14 protein-coding genes and 1 pseudogene are annotated in these 19,245 nt (G+C 63.1%); 8 read left to right on the forward strand and 7 right to left on the reverse strand.

Annotated features, from left to right (window positions below; all coding sequences use genetic code 11):
- Positions 1-66: 66 nt before the first annotated feature.
- The gene (gene dapA / locus ASF84_RS15555) at positions 67-945 is read left to right on the forward strand and encodes a 4-hydroxy-tetrahydrodipicolinate synthase (protein WP_056839722.1); all 879 of its coding nucleotides are present in this window, start codon (positions 67-69) and stop codon (positions 943-945) included.
- A 13-nt stretch (positions 946-958) separates the two neighbouring features.
- Here dapA and ASF84_RS29780 read toward each other — a convergent pair.
- Positions 959-1,450: pseudogene (locus ASF84_RS29780) on the reverse strand (GrpB family protein); the annotation flags it as partial.
- Positions 1,451-1,664: 214 nt separating this feature from the next.
- Between ASF84_RS29780 and ASF84_RS15565 the strand changes: the two are divergent.
- Positions 1,665-2,249, forward strand: coding sequence for a histidine phosphatase family protein (locus ASF84_RS15565; protein WP_056839724.1), 585 nt, complete (start codon positions 1,665-1,667; stop codon positions 2,247-2,249).
- On the opposite strand, the gene ASF84_RS15570 is transcribed toward ASF84_RS15565, so the two are convergent.
- Both ASF84_RS15570 and ASF84_RS15575 read right to left on the reverse strand, forming a co-directional pair.
- Entirely contained in the window at positions 2,210-2,770 is a 561-nt protein-coding gene (locus ASF84_RS15570) for an AAA family ATPase (protein ID WP_269084919.1), read from the reverse strand. The two genes, ASF84_RS15565 and ASF84_RS15570, sit on opposite strands and share 40 nt — an antisense overlap.
- A gap of 20 nt (positions 2,771-2,790) precedes the next feature.
- Complete coding sequence (locus ASF84_RS15575) at positions 2,791-4,296, reverse strand: methylenetetrahydrofolate reductase C-terminal domain-containing protein (RefSeq protein WP_056839726.1); 1,506 nt, start codon at positions 4,294-4,296, stop codon at positions 2,791-2,793.
- A 403-nt stretch (positions 4,297-4,699) separates the two neighbouring features.
- On the opposite strand from ASF84_RS15575, the gene metE reads away from it, so the two are divergent.
- Entirely contained in the window at positions 4,700-7,006 is a 2,307-nt protein-coding gene (gene metE / locus ASF84_RS15580; RefSeq protein WP_056839727.1) for a 5-methyltetrahydropteroyltriglutamate--homocysteine S-methyltransferase, read from the forward strand.
- A 347-nt stretch (positions 7,007-7,353) separates the two neighbouring features.
- Here the strand turns inward: metE and ASF84_RS15585 are convergent, their stop codons facing one another.
- Complete coding sequence (locus ASF84_RS15585; RefSeq protein WP_056839728.1) at positions 7,354-8,220, reverse strand: LysR substrate-binding domain-containing protein; 867 nt, start codon at positions 8,218-8,220, stop codon at positions 7,354-7,356.
- Positions 8,221-8,312: 92 nt separating this feature from the next.
- On the opposite strand from ASF84_RS15585, the gene ASF84_RS15590 reads away from it, so the two are divergent.
- Together ASF84_RS15590 and thpR are read left to right on the forward strand one after the other, a co-directional pair.
- Positions 8,313-9,368: an NAD(P)H-dependent flavin oxidoreductase gene (locus tag ASF84_RS15590; protein WP_056839729.1), complete on the forward strand. Its 1,056-nt coding sequence runs from the start codon at positions 8,313-8,315 to the stop codon at positions 9,366-9,368.
- Positions 9,369-9,426: 58 nt separating this feature from the next.
- Positions 9,427-10,044 carry an RNA 2',3'-cyclic phosphodiesterase gene (gene thpR / locus ASF84_RS15595; RefSeq protein ID WP_082481628.1) on the forward strand — a complete coding sequence of 206 codons (618 nt, stop codon included), beginning with the start codon at positions 9,427-9,429 and terminating at the stop codon, positions 10,042-10,044.
- Here thpR and ASF84_RS15600 read toward each other — a convergent pair whose 3' ends face one another.
- Entirely contained in the window at positions 10,045-10,938 is an 894-nt protein-coding gene (locus ASF84_RS15600) for a LysR family transcriptional regulator (RefSeq protein WP_056839730.1), read from the reverse strand.
- A gap of 175 nt (positions 10,939-11,113) precedes the next feature.
- Between ASF84_RS15600 and ASF84_RS15605 the strand changes: the two genes are divergently transcribed.
- Positions 11,114-12,283, forward strand: coding sequence for a mandelate racemase/muconate lactonizing enzyme family protein (locus ASF84_RS15605; protein ID WP_056839731.1), 1,170 nt, complete (start codon positions 11,114-11,116; stop codon positions 12,281-12,283).
- Between the two features lie 77 nt (positions 12,284-12,360).
- Positions 12,361-13,686 carry a C4-dicarboxylate transporter DctA gene (gene dctA, locus ASF84_RS15610; protein WP_056839732.1) on the forward strand — a complete coding sequence of 442 codons (1,326 nt, stop codon included), beginning with the start codon at positions 12,361-12,363 and terminating at the stop codon, positions 13,684-13,686.
- Positions 13,687-14,125: 439 nt separating this feature from the next.
- Here the strand turns inward: dctA and ASF84_RS15615 are convergent, their stop codons facing one another.
- Positions 14,126-14,770 carry a DUF2238 domain-containing protein gene (locus ASF84_RS15615; RefSeq protein WP_082481630.1) on the reverse strand — a complete coding sequence of 215 codons (645 nt, stop codon included), beginning with the start codon at positions 14,768-14,770 and terminating at the stop codon, positions 14,126-14,128.
- Between the two features lie 126 nt (positions 14,771-14,896).
- Positions 14,897-15,115 (reverse strand): hypothetical protein, encoded by a 219-nt coding sequence (locus ASF84_RS15620; protein ID WP_056839734.1) that lies wholly within the window; start codon positions 15,113-15,115, stop codon positions 14,897-14,899.
- Between the two features lie 273 nt (positions 15,116-15,388).
- Between ASF84_RS15620 and ASF84_RS15625 the strand changes: the two genes are divergently transcribed.
- On the forward strand, positions 15,389-19,183 hold the full coding sequence (locus ASF84_RS15625) for a response regulator (protein ID WP_056839735.1): 3,795 nt from the start codon (positions 15,389-15,391) through the stop codon (positions 19,181-19,183).
- Positions 19,184-19,245 lie beyond the last annotated feature (62 nt).

Here is a 19,245-nt window from a genome sequence, read left to right on the forward strand (position 1 = left end):
TCTCCCTCGCACCCCCTCCCGCATCCCTTCTGATGGTGACCCAACGGTTAACCACAGGAGATGTGTATGTCCGCTTTTCGAGGTATATGGGTGGCCCTGGCCACGCCGTTTTGTGCAGGTGAAGTCGATTTCAATGCGCTGGATGCGCTGGTGGGCAAGCTGCTGGAAGAGGGCGTCCGCGGCCTGGTGGTCTGCGGCACCACGGGCGAAGCCGCCGCGCTCAGCCATGCCGAGCAACTGGCCGTGCTCGATGCGGTGCTCGCACAGGTGCCGGCGCAGCAAGTGATCATGGGCCTGGCGGGCAATAACCTGCGTGAGCTGCTGGCCTTCCAGCAACAGATTCAACAACGCCCGCTGGCCGGCCTGCTGGTGCCGGCGCCTTATTACATTCGTCCCTCGCAACAAGGAATCGAAGCGTTCTTCCAGACCGTGGCCGATGCCGCCACCGTGCCCGTGGTGCTCTATGACATTCCGTACCGCACCGGGGTGCGCATCGAGCGCGAGACCTTGCGCCGTATCCTGCACCATCCGCGCATTGCCGCGGTCAAGGATTGCGGTGGCGACCTCGACACCACCACCGCCCTGATCGCCGATGGCCATGCCGAGATTCTCACCGGCGAAGACCTGCAGATCTTCAATAACCTGTGCCTGGGCGGCGCCGGCGCGATATCGGCCTCGGCGCATGTCCGCGCCGACCTCTATGTGCAGATGCAACGCCAAATCGACAGCGGCCAGCTGACGGCGGCGCGCCAGACGTTCTACCGGCTGCTGCCGTGGATGCGTATGGCCTTTGCCGAGCCCAACCCGGCGGTGATCAAGGCCGCGCTGGCCTTGCAGGGCTTTGGCCGGGATGAACTGCGTGAGCCGATGCAGCGCTGCTCGGCGCAGACGCAGGAGCTGGTGCGTGCGGTATTGGCCGGGCTGGAGGTGCCGGTGGTGGGGTAGTGGTTGCCGGGGTGGCCTGCATAGCGGCGTCGATAAACGGCGCCTTCTGCGCCAGGTATTCACCGATACCACCGGTATTGCCGGCTTCAAGCGCCAGCTTCAGTGCCTGGTACTGCTGGCGAACCTGCTGATTGCTGCGCAACAGGTCGCGAAAGCGCAGCATCCACTCGATCTGGGCATGGCCTGTCAGGCACACATGGACCTTGTGCGTGCGCACGCCATTGACGTCGCGACGATAGAAGTGATGCCCGACCGACAGGTCGCTGCCGCGCACATAGCCCAGCGCCTGTATGCCGTGGGTGCGTCGTGCCTGATCATCATGCTGCTCGACCACCACCAGGACATCGATTTCCGGCTTGGCCGCCAGCCCTGAGACGGCTGTACTGCCGACATGATGGATGGCCACCAGCCCGTTGCCGAATACTTGAGTCATCTGCAGCCGGGTCGCCAGGAAACGTACAGGCCACTGGTTGTCGTATGGGGAAATCCGGCTGGTCAGGGCCATGGTGTGAGTCATCCTTGAGGGTAAGAGAGCCAGGGCGAGAGGCCTGCCTCGCAGTCGCTTTTCAGGCCCAAGGCTGCGGTATCGGCCGAACGTGCGCAAACCTGAAGGGCTCCCATGGCCTGCATCAGTTATGATCGCGCCCGGCCGGGCAGGATCGTCACGGTCATTTCGCTGCAGCCATTGGCTCGGCTATCAAACCAGGGATGCGATTTCAGTGACCAGAAAAATTATCCTGATGCGTCATGGCCAGCCGGATCTGGCGCCGCTGAGCAAGGTTTCGGCGCAAGGCATGAAGCACTGGATCGAGCAATACGAGTTGTCCGAAATTACCCCCCAACCGGCGCCTGCGACGAGTCTGGCGCTGGCCGTCACCGCCACCGTGGTGGTGTCCAGCAGCGCGCCGCGTGCGCTTGCATCGGCCAGCGCCTTGGGCCTTTATCCCACCCTGGTGGACAAGGTGTTCTGCGAGGCGCAGTTGCCCCATGGTCGAGGGACGTGGCTGCGGCTTTCGCCTGTCACATGGGCCTTTATCCTGCGCATCTTGTGGTTATGCGGCTTCTGCGGCACGGTCGAGTCGGTCCGCCAGGCAAAGGCCCGCGCCCTTGAAGCAGCACAACGACTGCAGTCACTCGACAGCGAAGGGCCGGTGCTGCTGCTCGGCCATGGGTTCATGAATCGAATGATTGCAAGGCAACTTGAAGCCGCCGGATGGAAGCGCCAGGTAAACACCGGCAGCCAGTATTGGGGCGCCGTGACCTATCAGTATTCGGGTGGCGCGTTCAAGAACCCAGGCAACTGACGCCTGAAAAACCGCTCGGCCAGCAGCGCCACGGCGTGCTCGACCGAGACCTGCGCCGTGTCCAGCGTAAACGGCATTTCTTCCCACGGCTCATACTCATGACGCAGCACCGAGGCCCAGTCGGGTGGCGTGAGTCCCGCAATATCGGCTTTTCGCGTCTCTACCCGGCGCCGGTGTTCGGCCGCATCCGAGCACACGACCTGAATGTTCACCAGCGCCACGCCGGCCGCCTGCGCCGTGGTGTGCCAGGCCTGGCGGCTTTCGCGCACCGGGTTCACGCCATCGACAATCACCTGCCGGCCCAGCTGCAGATTGCTCAAGGCCAGCGCATTGGCGACGTCATAGCCGCTGGTGCCGACGTCATGGGCCAACACGGCGGCGGTGCGGATGGCTTGCTCGATGGTATCAATGCGCAGGTAGACGGCCTCGGTGGCCATGGCCAGCCGGCGGGCGAGGGTAGTCTTGCCGGTGCCGGGCAGGCCACTGAAGACGATCAGCATGTCAGGTGATTCCGCAGTCATAAGACTGGAGATCATACCGGTTACTGATCGGGATCGGTTTGCACTGAGCATTCGCCGCTGAAGCGGCTCCTAGGGTTGGATGGAAGATCTTCGGCGGCATCGAACCAGCCGGGCCATGAGCTGCGGTGCCGGTGGTCGGCCTCTATGCAAGGAATCAGGCGTTCGGTCAGCACAGCGGTCTGCCCGACGGCCTTGGCCGTGCGGTACTTGATACTGTGGATGCATTCGCGATCACCGAATTCGCAGCGGTTGAGCGTGGTGCCGCCGCACGGTCCGTTGGCCAGGCCCTTGGGGCAGGTTTCCGGGCAAATGTATAAAGTGTCCTCCAGGCGACACTGGCCACAGGTGTCGCAGCCGACCATGGGCCGCTTGAGGCTGCGCTCGATCCGGTGCAGCGCGCTGGCGCCACCGGGCGTTGACCATAACGAGCGGCGCACGCCCCAACCCAAGGCACGGCTTAGCCAGGTGGTGCGGCTGAACGCCTGGTGATGCAGGCCGGCAAGCAGGTGATAACGGGTTTTTTCCTGAAGCGAGGCGCTGACCGTCGACTGGCCCCATTGCCAGGTGGCACCCGGCGGGTGAAAGGTCACCGGCGGCTGGCCGGGCGTCTGCCAGCTGGCTTGCCAGGCTTCGGACCATTGCGCCGGCGTGGTGATCTGCGCCTGCCAGTGCTCGATGGCCTGTTCCAGCGCCTGCAATTGCGTCAGATCATGGATGCCCGACAGCTCGACACCGGCGTAGCCCATCAATTTCAGACCGATCACCTGTAATCCCAGGCGGCTGATACTGCGTTGCTGGGCATGCGCCTTGGACACCTCGGCTTCGGCGGCGACCGCCGCACGCATGGACGGGCTGACCACCGTGCCGGCCACATGCTCCAGCATGGTCGCACGCCCATGGGTCAAGGCCATGAGGCAGGCCAATAGCGGCCTGGGCGAAGGTTGCTGGCGCATCCAGGTCAGGGCCTCAAGGTGCTTATGCGCATCGAAGCCCAGTTGCAGGGTCAGGAAATCCGCGCCGGCCGCGAGCTTTTTCCGGGCCTTGAAATACTGCGCGCCGCCTTCTTCTTCACGGTATTTGAACGGGTTGAGCGCCGCGCCCAGCAGCCAGTCGGGGCGTGCCTGGCGCACCTGTTGCAAAGCCGGCACCGACTCCAGGTAGCGAACCGGCTGTTGTCCGGGCTCGTGACCGGGCAGGCGGTCGCCACTGATGATGAAAAGCTGTTCCAGGCCCAGGCGGTCCATGTGTTCCAGCTGTTGCAGCAAGTCATGGCGCTCACGGTCCTTACCGGAAAAGTGCAGCAGCGCAGGCGCAGGATCAGCCAGCCGGTCAAAGGCGTCCAGCGGCGACAGGTCGAAGCGACTGGCGACCCGGTCGGCAATGGTCGCTACCAGTGGCCAGCCGCACAGTGTGCGGCGCTGCATCAGCGCTTCGAACGCCGCGAAGCTCTTGGCCGTGGGCTTGGGCACGAATTCCACCAGGCAGATGAAGCGTTGCTCATGCAGCGCCTGTTTCAACAGGTTCATAGGGGCGGGTATCGGAATAAGGTCGCCGGCATTGTGCAGGGTTTGCCCGCGGTGTCCATGCTCCAGAGCGCAGCGCACTGCTCTGAACAAGACATGTACCCGACCTGCAATACAACGCCCAGTAGGAGCGCGCTTGCCCGCGACCGGCTGCGTTAGCAGTCGTAAATTTGTGGCGTTTCCGAGATTTTTCGTCAGTAGCCATAAACTTGCAGCGTTTCACAGATTTTTGCGAGCGCTGCGCACTCGGTCGCGGGCAAGCGCGCTCCTACCCGTGTCCAGCGAACAACAGCGCCGTATCCGAACATGAGAAAATCTTGGGTTGATCTCAAATATTATGAGTTTGTCTCACTGTTCGCCGATGTCCACACTTCGCCCATTGATTATTCCATTGGAGGACGGGCACATGGCCTTGGCACATAACCTGGGGTTTCCGCGTATCGGCGGTGATCGTGAATTGAAAAAAGCCCAGGAAGCCTACTGGAAAGGTGAACTCGACGAAGCCGGCTTGCGTGCCACTGGCCGTCAGTTACGTGCGACGCACTGGCAAGTGCAAAAGGACGCCGGTATCGAGCTGCTGCCGGTGGGCGATTTTGCCTGGTACGACCAGGTGCTGACCCACTCGCTGACCTTCGGCGTGATTCCTGAGCGTTTTCGCAACACGGCTGAAAAGCCAGGCTTGCAGACCCTGTTCGCCATGGCCCGTGGCGCCGCGCAAAGCGGCAACGCCTGCTGCGGCGGGGCCCATGCCCAGGAAATGACCAAGTGGTTCGACACCAACTACCACTACCTGGTCCCGGAATTCACCGCTGACCAGGCGTTCAGCCTGAGCTGGGAGCAGTTGTTCGAAGAAGTGCAAGAGGCCCATGATCTGGGTCACGTCGTCAAACCGGTGGTGATCGGCCCGCTGACTTACCTGTGGCTGGGCAAGACCAAGGGCGCCGACTTCGACAAGCTGGAACTGGTCGATCGCCTGTTGCCACTGTACGGGCAGATTTTCCGGCGCCTGGCCGAGCAGGGCGTGGAGTGGGTGCAGATCGACGAACCCATTCTGGTGCTGGACCTGCCGCAAGACTGGAAAAACGCCTACGAACGCGTCTACAACATCCTGCAGCGTGAGCCGCTGAAAAAGCTGGTGGCCACCTACTTTGGTGGCCTGCAAGACAACCTGGGCCTGGCGGCCGGCCTGCCGGTCGATGGCCTGCACATTGATCTGGTGCGTGCCCCGGAGCAGTACCCGGTTATTCTCGACCGCTTGCCGGCCTACAAGATCCTGTCGCTGGGCCTGGTCAACGGCCGCAATGTCTGGCGTTGCGATCTCGACCAGGCGCTGGCGGTGGTGCGCCACGCCCATGAACGCCTGGGTGAGCGTTTGTGGCTGGCGCCGTCCTGCTCGCTGCTGCACAGCCCGGTGGACCTGGTCCGCGAAGACCGGCTCGACAGCGAACTCAAGAGCTGGCTGGCCTTTGCCGTGCAGAAATGCGCCGAAGTGGCCGTGCTGACCCAGGCCATCAACCGGCCGGATGCCCCTGAAGTGGCCCAGGCGCTGGTGCAAAGCCGCGCTGTGCAGACGGCCCGTGCTGCCTCGACGCGCATTCACAAGCCGCAAGTGCAGGCGCGTGTGCAAGCGATCACACCGGCCGACAGCCAGCGACATTCGGCGTTTGCCGAGCGCATCGTCAAACAGCGCGCGGTTCTGGACCTGCCCGTGTTTCCGACCACCACCATCGGCTCGTTTGCGCAGACCGCGGCCATCCGCCTGGCACGCCAGTCGTTCAAGCAAGGCAGGCTGAGCCAGGCCGATTACACTGAGGCCATGCACAGCGAAATTCGTCATGCCGTGGACGTGCAGGAAAAACTCGGTCTGGATGTGCTGGTGCACGGCGAGGCCGAGCGCAATGACATGGTCGAATACTTTGCCGAACAGCTCGACGGCTATGCCTTTACACGTTTTGGCTGGGTGCAGAGCTACGGCTCGCGCTGCGTGAAGCCGGCCATTATCTATGGTGACCTGAGCCGTCCCAAGGCCATGACCGTAGACTGGATCACCTATGCCCAGGGCCTGACCACCAAGGTAATCAAAGGCATGCTGACCGGGCCGGTCACGATGCTGATGTGGTCTTTTGCGCGTGAGGATGTCAGCCGCGAAACCCAGGCCCGACAACTGGCGCTGGCGATCCGCGATGAAGTGCTCGACCTGGAGGCCGCCGGCATCCGTATCGTGCAGATCGACGAGGCGGCGTTTCGTGAAGGCCTGCCGCTGCGCAACAGTGCCTGGGCGGCGTACCTGCACTGGGCCACCGAGGCCTTCCGCCTGTGTGCTTCGGGCGTGCGCGACGACACCCAGATTCATACGCACATGTGCTACAGCGAATTCAACGATGTGATCAAGTCGATTGCCGCCATGGACGCCGATGTGATTACGATCGAAACCTCGCGCTCGGATATGGAGTTGCTCGCCGCTTTCGAGCAATTTGCCTACCCGAACGAGATCGGCCCCGGTGTCTACGACATCCATTCGCCGCATGTGCCGGACACGGCCGACATGGTCAAGCGACTGCGCAAGGCCGCCCGGCGCATCCCGGCCGAGCGCTTGTGGGTCAACCCTGACTGCGGCCTGAAAACCCGTGGCTGGCCAGAGACCGAAGCGGCGCTGGTCAATATGGTTGCCGCCGCCCGCGAACTGCGCAAGGACCGGGCGCTGGCTCTGTAGGAGCGCGCTTGCCCGCGACCGGCTGCGTTAGCAGTCGTAAATTTGTGGCGTTTCATAGATTTTGAATACGTTCACAATCGTAAATTTGTGGCGTTGCGCAGATTTTGCGAGCGCTACGCACTCGGTNCGACCGGCTGCGTTAGCAGTCGTAAATTTGTGGCGTTTCATAGATTTTGAATACGTTCACAATCGTAAATTTGTGGCGTTGCGCAGATTTTGCGAGCGCTACGCACTCGGTCGCGGGCAAGCGCGCTCCTACCCTGCGAGCACCAAAACACAGGGCGGCAAGGCGTTGCAGGTGCATGGCCCCTTCGGCAATCGGCTGCGCTTTTGCGAACGCTGACGCTCTACGGCTCCAGCGCCGCGCAAAAGTGCTGAAATGCCGGGGCGCTGTAGCCCTGGCGCCAGACCAGCCAGGTGTCGCTCGGGCCGACGTCCAGCACCGGCAGCTCAGCCGGCACCTGGCACAGCTCAAGCACGCTGCGCGGCAGCAGGGTCACACAGGCGCCGGCCGCCACGCCGGCCACCATGGCGTGGTAGGACCCCAGTTCCTGGACCTGCCATGACGAGCCGGCTGCAATACCCAACTGCGCCTGGGCAATCCCCCGATACACACAGCCCGGCCTGAACGCGGCCAGCGTGCGCGTGCGCACCTGCCCAGGCTCGCTGACCCCGGCTTCGCTGGCCGGCAGCAACAGCACCAGCGCCTCCTGCCAGATCGCCATCGCCTGCAGGTGATGGCTGGCCAGTTCCGGCTCGACATCGGCGCCCGGTGGCAGCGCCACGAAGGCGCAGTCGAGTTGCCCGTCACGCAGTTGCCTGAGCAGGATGCCCGATGGCCCGGTGCTGACTTCCAGCCGGGTCGCCGGCCATGCCTTGTTGAACGCCGCCAGGCGCAGGGGCAGGCGGCTGGCGGCGGTGCTTTCCATGCTGCCGATGCGCAAGGTGCCGCCGCTGGCGCCACCGCCGATCACCTGGCGCGCTTCATCTTCCAGGGCCAGCATACGCTGGGCGTACACTCGAAATTGCTGCCCGGCGCTGGACAGGCTGATGCGCTTGCCGGTGCGCACGAACAACTCGGCCCCCAGGTCCGCTTCCAGTTGCTGGATACGCGTGGTCACGTTGGACGGCGCCCGACCCAACAGGGCCGCAGCGCGGGTGATGCTGAGCTCGACCGCCACCATGTCGAAGATTTTCAGGGTATCGAGATCCACATTGGTGTTCTCATAATGAAAATGATGTGGTTATATTATTCTCATATTGATAATTATCAACGTCCGATTCCCTGACGCCAAGGAGCCGCACCATGACTGACCCCCGCGCTTTTACAGACAGGCTTGGCATCCAGCCCATCCTCCAGGCGCCCATGGCCGGCGTGGCCACTCCCCAACTGGCAGCGGCGGTGAGCAATGCCGGTGGCCTGGGTGCCCTGGGCATCGGCGCCAGCAGCGTGGCCCAGGCCCGAGCGATGATCGAGCAGACCCAGGCACTGACCGACCGGCCGTTCAACGTCAACGTCTTTTGCCATGCACCTGCCGTGCGTGACCCGGCGCGCGAAAGCGCCTGGCTGGCGCATCTGCGGCCGCTGTTCGAGCAGTTCCAGGCGCCAGTGCCCGCCACGCTGGATGAGATCTACACCAGCTTTGCCCAGGACAATGCGGTATTCGACCTGCTGCTGGACACCCGGCCGGCGGTGGTCAGTTTTCATTTTGGCCTGCCGTCGGCCGCGCAATTGCAGGCCCTCAAGCAGGCGGGCATCTGCACCCTGGCGACGGCCACCTGCCTGGCCGAGGCCTTGCAGATCCAGCAACTGGGTTTCGACGCCATCGTGGCGCAAGGCATCGAGGCCGGCGGGCATCGCGGTCTGTTCGACCCGCAGGCCAGTGATGAGCAACTGAGCACCTCGGTGCTGGTGCGCCTGCTGGTCAAGCACATCGACCTGCCGATTGTCGCCGCCGGTGGCATCATGGACGGGCAGGGCATTCGCGCCGCGCTGGACCTGGGTGCAGCGGCGGCGCAATTGGGCACCGCGTTTATCCTGTGCCCCGAATCGGCGGCCAACGAGGGGTATCGGACGCATCTGAAAAGTCCACGCGCCGCCTTCACACGCCTGACCTCGACCTTGTCAGGCCGCCCGGCCCGAGGCCTGCTCAACAGCTTTATCGAGCATGCCGAGCGCGGCGGGGTAATGCCGGCAGCGTATCCGCTGGCTTATGACGCGGCCAAGCAGCTCAATGCGGCAGCGGCTCGGTCCGGCAACCACGAATGTGCCGCACACTGGGCCGGACAGGGCGCTCCGCTGGCCCGCGAAATGTCGGCGCAAGCCCTGGTGGCCACGCTGATCCGCGAATCAGGGCTGTGAACGCGATAGCGGGCCACGGGGTCAAAAGCCATCGAGCCCGAATCAGGAGTGTTGTTTGATGATCAACGAGGCTGTTTCAACCGAGCCGTTCAAGCGGCTGTTCTTTGCCTTGCCGTGCGAGGCGGCGCAGCGCAAGGCCATTGCTCGCTGGCGCACCGACTTGCGTTTACGCAGCGGCCGGCCGGTGCCCACGGAAAACTTTCACCTGACCCTGATGTTTCTCGGCAACGTCGGCAGCAGGCAGATACCTGCCATCCTCGAAACCGCCGCACGGCTGCTTCCGTTGACGGCACCGCTGACCCTGGAACTGGATCAGTTAGACGCCCGGCGCCGCAGCCAGACATTGGCGCTGACCTCGAGCCAGACCTCGCCGGTCTTCCTGCGCTGGGTCTATGACCTGCAACAGGCCATGTTGCCACTGGGGCTGACACCCGATGCCCGCGAATTCATTCCGCATGTGACCTTGATGCGCGATTACCGGGATCCGGTGCCCGAAGCCATGATCGAGCCCGATTTTCGCTGGCAGGCGCGCGAGTTCGTGCTCTACGAGTCCTACAAGGGCCGTTATGAGGCGCTGGGGCGATGGCCTCTGGTCGACGTTCCTGCCGTCAGTACACCGCCAGACACACCGCGCCCGCTGCGTCATCCCTTTCCGGACTTCGACAACCCTTCGTGATCAACCTGCAGGCGCGCTGTAGCTTTCCAGCTGTTCCCAGAACGCTTCGGCAAACGGTGGCAGTTGTGCCACCGGGCGGGCCAGGTGAATCTCCAGCGCAATGTCCCAGCTCTCATCCAGGGCGCGCACCAGCTTGCCATCGGCGCGTTCCTGTTCGGTCAGGCTTTTGGGCAACCAGGCCACGCCCTTGTTCTCCAGGGCCATGGAGGTCAGCACCGCTGCCAGGTGGCTGCTGAACGAGGGTTGCAGGTGCAGGTAGCCGGCCTTGTCCTGCAGTTGCTGCTCCAGGATGCGGCCCAGGCCTGATTCGCGGGTATAGGCCAGGTACGGCAGGGTGTGCAGGTCAGCGCCAAAATCGGCATCGCGGCCCATCAGCGGAATCAGTGTATCGACCCCCACGGCCTTGCTCAGGTACTGGCCGAACGGCAGTTTCGGCGGCACCTGCGGGTGGCGGTGGCTGAGCAGAAACTGCACTTGCCCGTGCATCAGGAGGCGCTCGCATTCGGCCATGCTGTCCGATTGCAGCCTGACCGCCTCGATCGGCGCGCCACGCCCGAGCTGGCGAATCCACTTGGGAAAGAAGGTGAACGACAGTGAATGGGTGGCCGAGAATTTCAGGCTCTTGGCTGCGGTGCCGGCCACTTCACGCGCTTCTTCACGTATCCGGTACAGGCGGGCAGTGGCGTCCTGCATGCTGGCTAGCACATGTTCGCCGGCCAGGGTCAGGGTCGCGCCCTGAAAGGTACGCTGGAACAATTCCACACCCATCCATTGCTCCAGCGCCCGGATGCGCCGGCTGAACGCCGGCTGGGTCACGTGCCGGGTCTGGGCGGCACGAATGAAACTGCCGTGCTCGGCCAGGGCAATAAAGTCTTCAAGCCAGACGAGTTCCATAAGTAATGCTGAGCCTGCATGGGTTTGGCGTTTTATAGCATGGCGGCCTGAAATAACACGCTATCAGTAAGCCAAAAGGCTATGCCGAAATGGCATTGCCTGACTCGATAACAGCATTATCGGATCGTCCTGGATGCGCCTAACGTTGCCTGCATCACAACAAGAGGACAGCGCCATGCGCATCGTTGATATCCGCGAAAAGACCGTTTCCATTGCCTCGCCCATTGCCAATGCCTACATCGACTTTTCCAAGATGACCTGCTCGGTCGTGGCGGTGGTCACCGATGTGATTCGTGACGGCAAGCCGGTCATCGGTTACGGCTTCAACTCCAACGGCCGCTACGGCCAGGGCGCCTTGATGCGCGACCGGTTCCTGGCACGTATCAGCGAAGCGAAGCCTGAATCGCTGATTGATGAGGCCAACGACAACCTTGACCCGTTCGCCATCTGGAAAACCCTGATGACCAACGAAAAGCCCGGTGGCCACGGTGAGCGTTCGGTGGCGGTGGGCACCATCGACATGGCGGTGTGGGATGCGGTGGCCAAGATCGAAGGCAAACCGCTGTACCGGCTGCTGGCCGACCGCTACCGCGAAGGTGTGGCCGACGACAAGGTCTGGGTCTACGCCGCCGGTGGCTATTACTACCCCGGCAAGGACCACAGCCAGCTCAAGGCCGAGATGCAGAGCTACCTGGACCGCGGCTATGACGTGGTGAAGATGAAAATCGGCGCGGTGCCTCTGGCCGAAGACCTGTCACGCATCGAGGCGGTGCTGGAGGTGGTCGGCAGCGGTCGGCGCCTGGCGGTCGATGCCAATGGCCGTTTCGACCTCAAGACGGCCATCGCCTACGCCGAAGCCCTCAAGCCGTACGACCTGTTCTGGTACGAAGAGGCCGGCGACCCGCTGGACTACGCCTTACAGGCCGAGCTGGCCAACCACTATGACCTGCCGATGGCCACCGGCGAAAACCTGTTCTCCCACCAGGATGCCCGCAACCTGCTGCGCCACGGCGGCATGCGCCCTGACCGTGATTTCGTGCAGTTCGACTGCGCGCTGTCCTACGGTCTGGTCGAGTACCTGCGCACCCTGGAAGTGATGAAAGAGCTGGGCTGGTCATCGCGCCGGGTGGTGCCGCACGGCGGTCACCAGATGTCGCTGAACATCGCCGCCGGCCTGCATCTGGGCGGCAACGAGTCCTACCCGGATGTGTTCCAGCCGTTCGGCGGCTTTGCCGACGGCATTCGTGTCGAGAACGGCTACGTCGGCCTGCCGGACATCCCGGGCGTCGGTTTTGAAGCAAAGGCCGCGCTGTATGAGGTGATGCGCGAGCTGGGTGAGCGTTAAGCCGTTGTGTGGCGGCCGTCTCGATCGAGGCGGCCGCTTTTTGCCCTCTACACAAAAACAACACGAGGTGCGACACCATGGAAAAGTCTGCAACGCGCTGGTACAGCCAGCTCTATGTACAGGTGCTGATCGGCATCGTGATCGGCGGCATCCTGGGTTACTTCGAACCCGGTTTTGCTGCCAGGCTGCAACCGCTGGCCGATGGCTTCATCAAGCTGATCAAGATGCTGCTGGCGCCGATCATCTTCGGCACCGTGGTGGTCGGCATGGCCAAGATGGGCAGCATCAAGGAGGTCGGGCGCATCGGCGTCAAGGCGCTGATCTACTTTGAAGTGCTCTCGACCATCGCGCTGGTCATCGGCCTGGTGGTGGTCAATGTCATCAAGCCCGGCGTGGGCATGAACATCGACTCGGCCAAACTCGACGGCAGTGCCATCAGCAAGTACACCCAGGTGGCGCATGATCAGGGCGGCACTGTCGATTTCTTCCTCAATATCATCCCCAGTACCTTCATCGACGCTTTTGCCAAGGGCTCGATGCTGCAGGTCATTCTGCTGTCGGTGCTGATGGGCGTGGCGCTGGTGCAGATGGGGCCGGTCAGCAAACCGCTGATCAACATCATCGACCTGCTGCTGCAGGGGCTGTTCAAGATCGTCGCGATGGTCATGCGCCTGGCGCCCATCGGTGCCGGCGCAGGCATGGCCTTTACCATCGGCAAGTACGGCATTGGCACCTTGTTGTCGCTGGGACAGTTGCTGATCGCGCTGTACCTCACCACCCTGGTGTTCATCGTGGTGATCCTCGGCACAGTGGCGCGCTGGTCCGGCCTGCCGTTGATGCAGTTCCTGCGTTACTTCAAGGATGAAATCCTGATCGTGCTGGGCACCTGTTCCACCGAATCGGTGCTGCCGCGCATGATGGCCAAGCTGGAAAAGCTCGGCTGCGAGAAATCCGTGGTCGGCATGGTGCTGCCCACCGGCTTTACCTTCAATGCCGACGGTACCTGCATCTACCTGACCATGGCGGCGATTTTCGTGGCCCAGGCCACCAACACACCGCTGACCTTCATGGACCAGTGTGTGCTGCTGGGCGTGTTGCTGCTGACCTCCAAGGGCTCGGCCGGGGTGGCCGGTGCCGGTTTTGTCACGCTTGCCGCCACCTTGACCACCATCCACACCATCCCGTTGGTGGGCCTGGTGTTGCTGCTGGGCATCGACCGCTTTCTCAACGAGGCGCGCGCGGTGACCAACCTGATCGGCAACGGCATCGGTACCATCGCGATTGCCAAGTGGGACAACGCCTTCGACCTCAAGCAGGCCCAGCGTGAAATCGCAGCGCTGGATCACGCGCCGGTCGTGCCTGCGTCGGCGTCGGCACCGCCATCGGGTATCGAGAAGGGATGATGGCCGTCAGATAACGACGCAAATAGAGACGTTGCGCAAGACAGCGCCTCTTTGTGGGAGGCAGCAACTAGCGATGGCTATGGGACAGGCGCAGCAGGTGTGTGGGCCTTGTTGACGTCATCGCCGGCAGAGCCGCCTCCCACAGGATTGATGTTGTTCTGGATCTCGGGCCTGACACCAGACGGTGGGAGGCAGCTCTGCTGGCGATGGCTGCGTGACAGACGCAGCAGATGTATAGGCCTTGTTGGCCTCATCGCCGGATCGCCGCCCGCAGCAAGCCGCCTCCCACAGGATTGATGTCGCCTAAGGTCTCGTGCCTGGCACCGGACTGTGGGAGGCAGCTCTGCTGGCGAAAGCGGCAGTCAATCAGGCACATTTTTAGCGCCTGTCCCAGCCATGTCGCGCGCAGAGCGGGGCGCCGACCGGCCCCTTCCACAGGTCATGTATTGGAAGGCTTGACCGGCGCCGTCAGGGCCTCCCGCACCCGATGCCCGCGCAACATCAGCACCACCAAGGCGCCGACCGTGGCCAGCGCCATGTCTTTCTGGGCATCCCAGACGTCACCTTGCGCGCCGATAAACGAGGTCCCGGCGCCGAGCAGGTCGCCGCCGACCCATTCCATCAGCTCATACAACAGGGAGGTGGCCAGCACCAGCGACCAGGCCAGCAGTGAGGCCCAGGCCCCTTGCAGGGCGCACTGGCGAACAAGGATTTCACGACAAGGCAAGGCCATCAGCACCCCGAAGGCCAGGTGCACGAAACGGTCGTATTGATTGCGCTCCCATTGCAACAGGTCATTGAGCCGTATACCTGTGAGCTGGGCCAGCCCGGCGTCATAGGGCACCCGTGGGTAGGTGAAATGGGTGCCCACTTCGTGCAGGCAACAAAACAGCAACACCTGAGCCCAGGAACGCGGCGACCAGTAGAACCGCTGGCGAGCCCGCCATACCGCCACGGCGCCGATCAAGATCAGGCCATTTTCCATCAGCCAGGTCTGGCGGTCGAACGGCGCCCACGCGCAGAGCATGAACACGCCGAGAAAACCGCCCTGCATCCAGCGTACGGTGGATAAACCCTGACTCATGGATCACCTGCTGCTGACCGTGAAAAACCTTGCCTCAAGACCGCGCCAGTGGCTCTGGCACGCGCTTATGGGCTAGACGGCAGCGGCTTTGGCAAAGTTCAACCTGTTGCAGTATGCGCAGCGAGGTCAACTGATCTCGAACAGCCCGTCAATGCATTTCAGGGCTTTCTTGCCGTCGGCCGCATACAGGTCCAACAGCGCAGGTTGATCGCTGAGACGGTGCAGATTGAAGTGGTTATAGAACGCCTGCCCCAGCCGCTGCGCCTTGAAAGCACCGGCCTCCCAGTGCGCCATGAACACGTCGACGGCCTCGCGCTCGATGTGCGGTTTTACAGGTCGGTTCATACAGCCATTGCACCTTGTCGGGCCGGAACGTTTGCCGGGTGATTTGTGTAGCGCTTGGTTTACACTTGGCGCTTCTCGCCACTGAGACAGGCGACTACCCTGGTAGTTGTCGGCGAAGAGCAATCGCTTGCACGCCGACACGCCATAGCGTCCTGGTTGCAACAACCCACGTCTGCCTCACGCTTTTCCGGTCGCGCAGCCACCGGTACAGAACAACCCTTTCGGCGGTGCATATCTTTGAAGGCTCATTCCTTTTTGTCAGGCGGCGGCGAGATGGCGGCCCTTATCCAGCACAAGGATTGGGCGGCAACGCCATTGGGACCTATCGATCAATGGCCCCAGAGCCTGCGCACCACGGTCAGCCTGTGCCTGGCGTCGAACTTTCCGATCAATATCATCTGGGGCCCGGAAAACACCCAGATCTACAACGACGGTTACAAAGTCGTGTGTGGTGAGGCGCATCCGCGTGCACTGGGCGAGGGCTACCACATCACTTGGGCGAGCGCCTGGCCGGCGATTGGCGAACCTTTCGAGCGGGCTCTGGCCGGGCACACCAGTTTTCTTGAAAACCAGCGCATGTTCCTGGCCCGCAACGGCTACCTGGAAGAAACCTTCTTTACTTTCTCGACCTCACCCATCCGCGATGAAAGCGGCGGGATCGGCGGGCTGTTTCACCCGGTGACCGAAACCACCACCACGATCCTGGCCGAGCGGCGCACGCGCGCCTTGCGCGATTTGACCGCCCGGCTGGGCGGCGCTGCCGACATCCCGGCGCTGATCGAGTTGACCGTCGAGACGCTGGCGGACTTTGCGTTCGATATTCCTTTTCTGCTGTTCTACGAACATGAGCCACAGACGCAGGGGTTTCGACTGGTGCGCCACAGCGGCGTGGCCGCCGATTGCCCGGCCATCGCCCGTCGGGTCGACGCGCACAGCCAGCATCCCTGGCCGTTAAGTGCCGCGTTGGCGCACAAGGGCTCATTGCAGGTCAATGACATTGCCACGCTGTTCGCCGAGACGAATTGTGGTCCATATCCGGAGCCGCCCGCTGCCGCGTTCGTGCTTGCGGTGATCCCGAGCGGCGACGCAGGCGCCTCGTTGATGATCGTGGCGGGTGCTTCGCCGCGATTGCCACTGAACGATGTCTACCGCGGCTTTTACGAATTGCTGGGGGCGGCGGTGTCGGCGGCCATGGCCACGGTCCTGGTCCGGACGCAGGAGCGCGAGCGCGCCGAAGCGCTGGCGGCGATCGACCAGGCCAAGACGCTCTTTTTTACCAATATCAGCCACGAATTTCGTACACCTTTGACCCTGATGCTCGGCCCTCTGGAGCAATCGCTGGCGCTGGCCGAGCAATTGCCGACAGACGAAGTCGAGCGGGTGCGGCTGGCTTATCGCAATGGCCAGCGGTTGCTGAAGCTGGTCAATTCGCTGCTGGAGTTCTCGCGCATCGAGGCGGGTCGGGCGCAGGCGCGTTACGTACCGGTGGACCTGGTGACCCTGACCACCGACCTGGCCTCCAGTTTTCGCTCGGCCTGCGAGCGTGCCGGCCTTGAGCTGATCATCGAAACCACGCCCTTGCCCGACACCGCCTGGGTGGATAGGGACATGTGGGAAAAGATAATCCTCAACCTGGTCTCCAATGCCTTCAAGTTCACGATGGCCGGGCATATCCGCATTACGGTGAGCGCGAGCGAGGATGGCCGGCAGGCACGGGTGGCCGTCGAGGACACCGGGGTCGGCATCGCCGCCCGCGAACTGCCCCGGCTGTTCGAGCGTTTTCATCGGGTCGAGGGCGTCAAGGGCCGCTCGTTCGAAGGCTCGGGCATCGGCCTGGCCATGGTGCAGGAGCTGGTCCGCCTGCATCAGGGCACCCTTGAGGTCAGCAGTGAGGTCGGGCATGGCAGTACCTTTGTCGTCAGCCTGCCGTTGGGCCGGGCCCTGGCGCCGGTCAGCGTCCAGGGCGCCGAGGTCTTTCCGGCCTCGACCGCTGCGGTGGCCGAGGCGTTTGTGGAGGAGGCGCTCAGTTGGCTGCCCGAGACGGTGACAAGCGAGGCTGACAGTGAAGCATTGCCGGGCGTTGCTCGAGGACGGGTCTTGCTCGCCGATGACAATGCCGACATGCGCGCCTATATCACCCGCCTGCTGCGTGCTCAAGGATTGACGGTTGAAACCGCGATGGACGGTGAAATGGCGTTGGCCGCTGCCCGGCGGCGTAAACCCGACCTGATTCTGACGGATGTGATGATGCCGGCGCTGGACGGTTTCGGCCTGCTGCGTGCCGTGCGCGAAGACCCGGCACTGCAGACTGTCCCGGTCGTGCTGCTGTCGGCGCGTGCCGGTGAAGAGGCCCGTGTCGAAGGCCTGTCGGCCGGTGCCGATGACTACCTGATCAAACCGTTTTCGGCCCGCGAACTGCTGTCCCGGGTCACCTCGCACCTGGAACGTGCCCGCGACAGGCGCATTGCCACGCTGCGCGACAGCGAGGCCCGCCTGCGCCTGGCGGTCGAGGCCGGGCAGATCGGCGAGTGGGAGCTGGAGGTCGAAACCGACACCTCTGTGCGTGCCTTGCGCCATGACCAGATATTGGGCTACGAAAAGCCGGTGGCGCAGTGGGGCTTCCAGACGTTTCTCGAGCATGTGCTGCCCGAAGACCGGGACGCGGTAGAGGCGTCCTATCGGCAGGCCAATGCCCAAGGCACAGGATGGAATATCCAGTGCCGGATCCGGCGGGCCAATGACCAGGCCATTCGCTGGGTCCTGATCCGCAGCACGCCGTTGACCAACAAGCAGGGCCAGGCCGTCAGGATCTTCGGTCTGTTGCAAGACATCACCGAGCAGAAACAGCTGGAAATAGGCCTGCAGGAACTCAATGACACCCTGGAGCGACGTATTGCCGAGGCGATTGAAGAGCGCAGCAAGGCCGAGGAGCACCTGCGCCAGGCACAAAAGCTCGAAGCGCTCGGACAACTGACCGGCGGGGTCGCCCATGACTTCAATAACCTGCTGACCGTGATCCGTTCCTCGGTCGACCTGCTGGCACGGCCGAACCTGTCCGATGAGCGACGCGTGCGCTATGTGACAGCCATTTCCGAGACCGTGAACCGGGCGGCGCGACTGACTGCCCAGTTGCTGGCATTCGCCCGGCGCCAATCGCTCAAGCCTGAGCCATTCAATGTTGGTCAGGCCATCACCGCGCTGGTCGCGATGCTCGACACCCTGACCGATTCACGCATCCAGATCACCACGGTGCTGCACGGCCAACCCTGCTATGTGAACGCCGACCCCGGCCAGTTCGACACAGCAATGGTCAACATGGCCATGAACGCCCGCGATGCCATGTGCGGAGAAGGGCGCCTGAGCCTGAGTGTGTACCCGGTCGATGAAATTCCGGCGGTGCGTGCGCACCCGGCGGTGCCTGGCGAGTTCATCGCCATTGCCGTGACCGACACCGGGGCCGGCATTGCGCCTGAGCACCTGGAGCGCATCTTCGAGCCTTTTTTCACCACCAAGGGCGTCGGCATGGGCACCGGCCTGGGCCTGAGCCAGGTGTTTGGCTTTGCCAAGCAATCCGGGGGCGAAGTGCGCGTGATCACCGAGGTGGGCCGGGGCTCGACCCTGACCCTGTACCTGGCGCGCGTTGCAGGCGCATCTTTGGTACGTGACGCTGAGCCGGCCCCCTTGCCGGAAGGCCACGGTACACGCGTGCTGGTGGTCGAAGACAATGCCGATGTGGGCGCTTTTACCGTGCAAACCCTGACCGAGCTGGGTTACCAGACACGCTGGGCGCTCAACGCCGAAGAGGCGCTGCAGGCCTTGCAAGCGGCGGGCGGCGGTTTTGACGTGGTGTTCTCGGACGTAATGATGCCGGGCCTGGATGGGGTCGAGCTGGCCAGGGAGATCCGCCGCCGTCATGCCGGCCTTCCGGTTGTGCTTACCAGTGGCTATAGCCACGTCATTGCCCGGCACGGCACCCACGGCTTTGAACTGCTGCACAAGCCGTATTCCATCGACCAGCTGTCGCACGTACTGCGCAAGGCCATTGTGCAGGGCGTGCGCTTCTCCTAAAAAATAACTCGTTGATTTTATTGGCTATTAGATTAAACCCCGTAGGAGCGCGCTTGCCCGCG

It is taken from the genome of Pseudomonas sp. Leaf127 (genome assembly GCF_001423155.1).
Taxonomy (GTDB): Bacteria; Pseudomonadota; Gammaproteobacteria; order Pseudomonadales; family Pseudomonadaceae; genus Aquipseudomonas; species Aquipseudomonas ovata.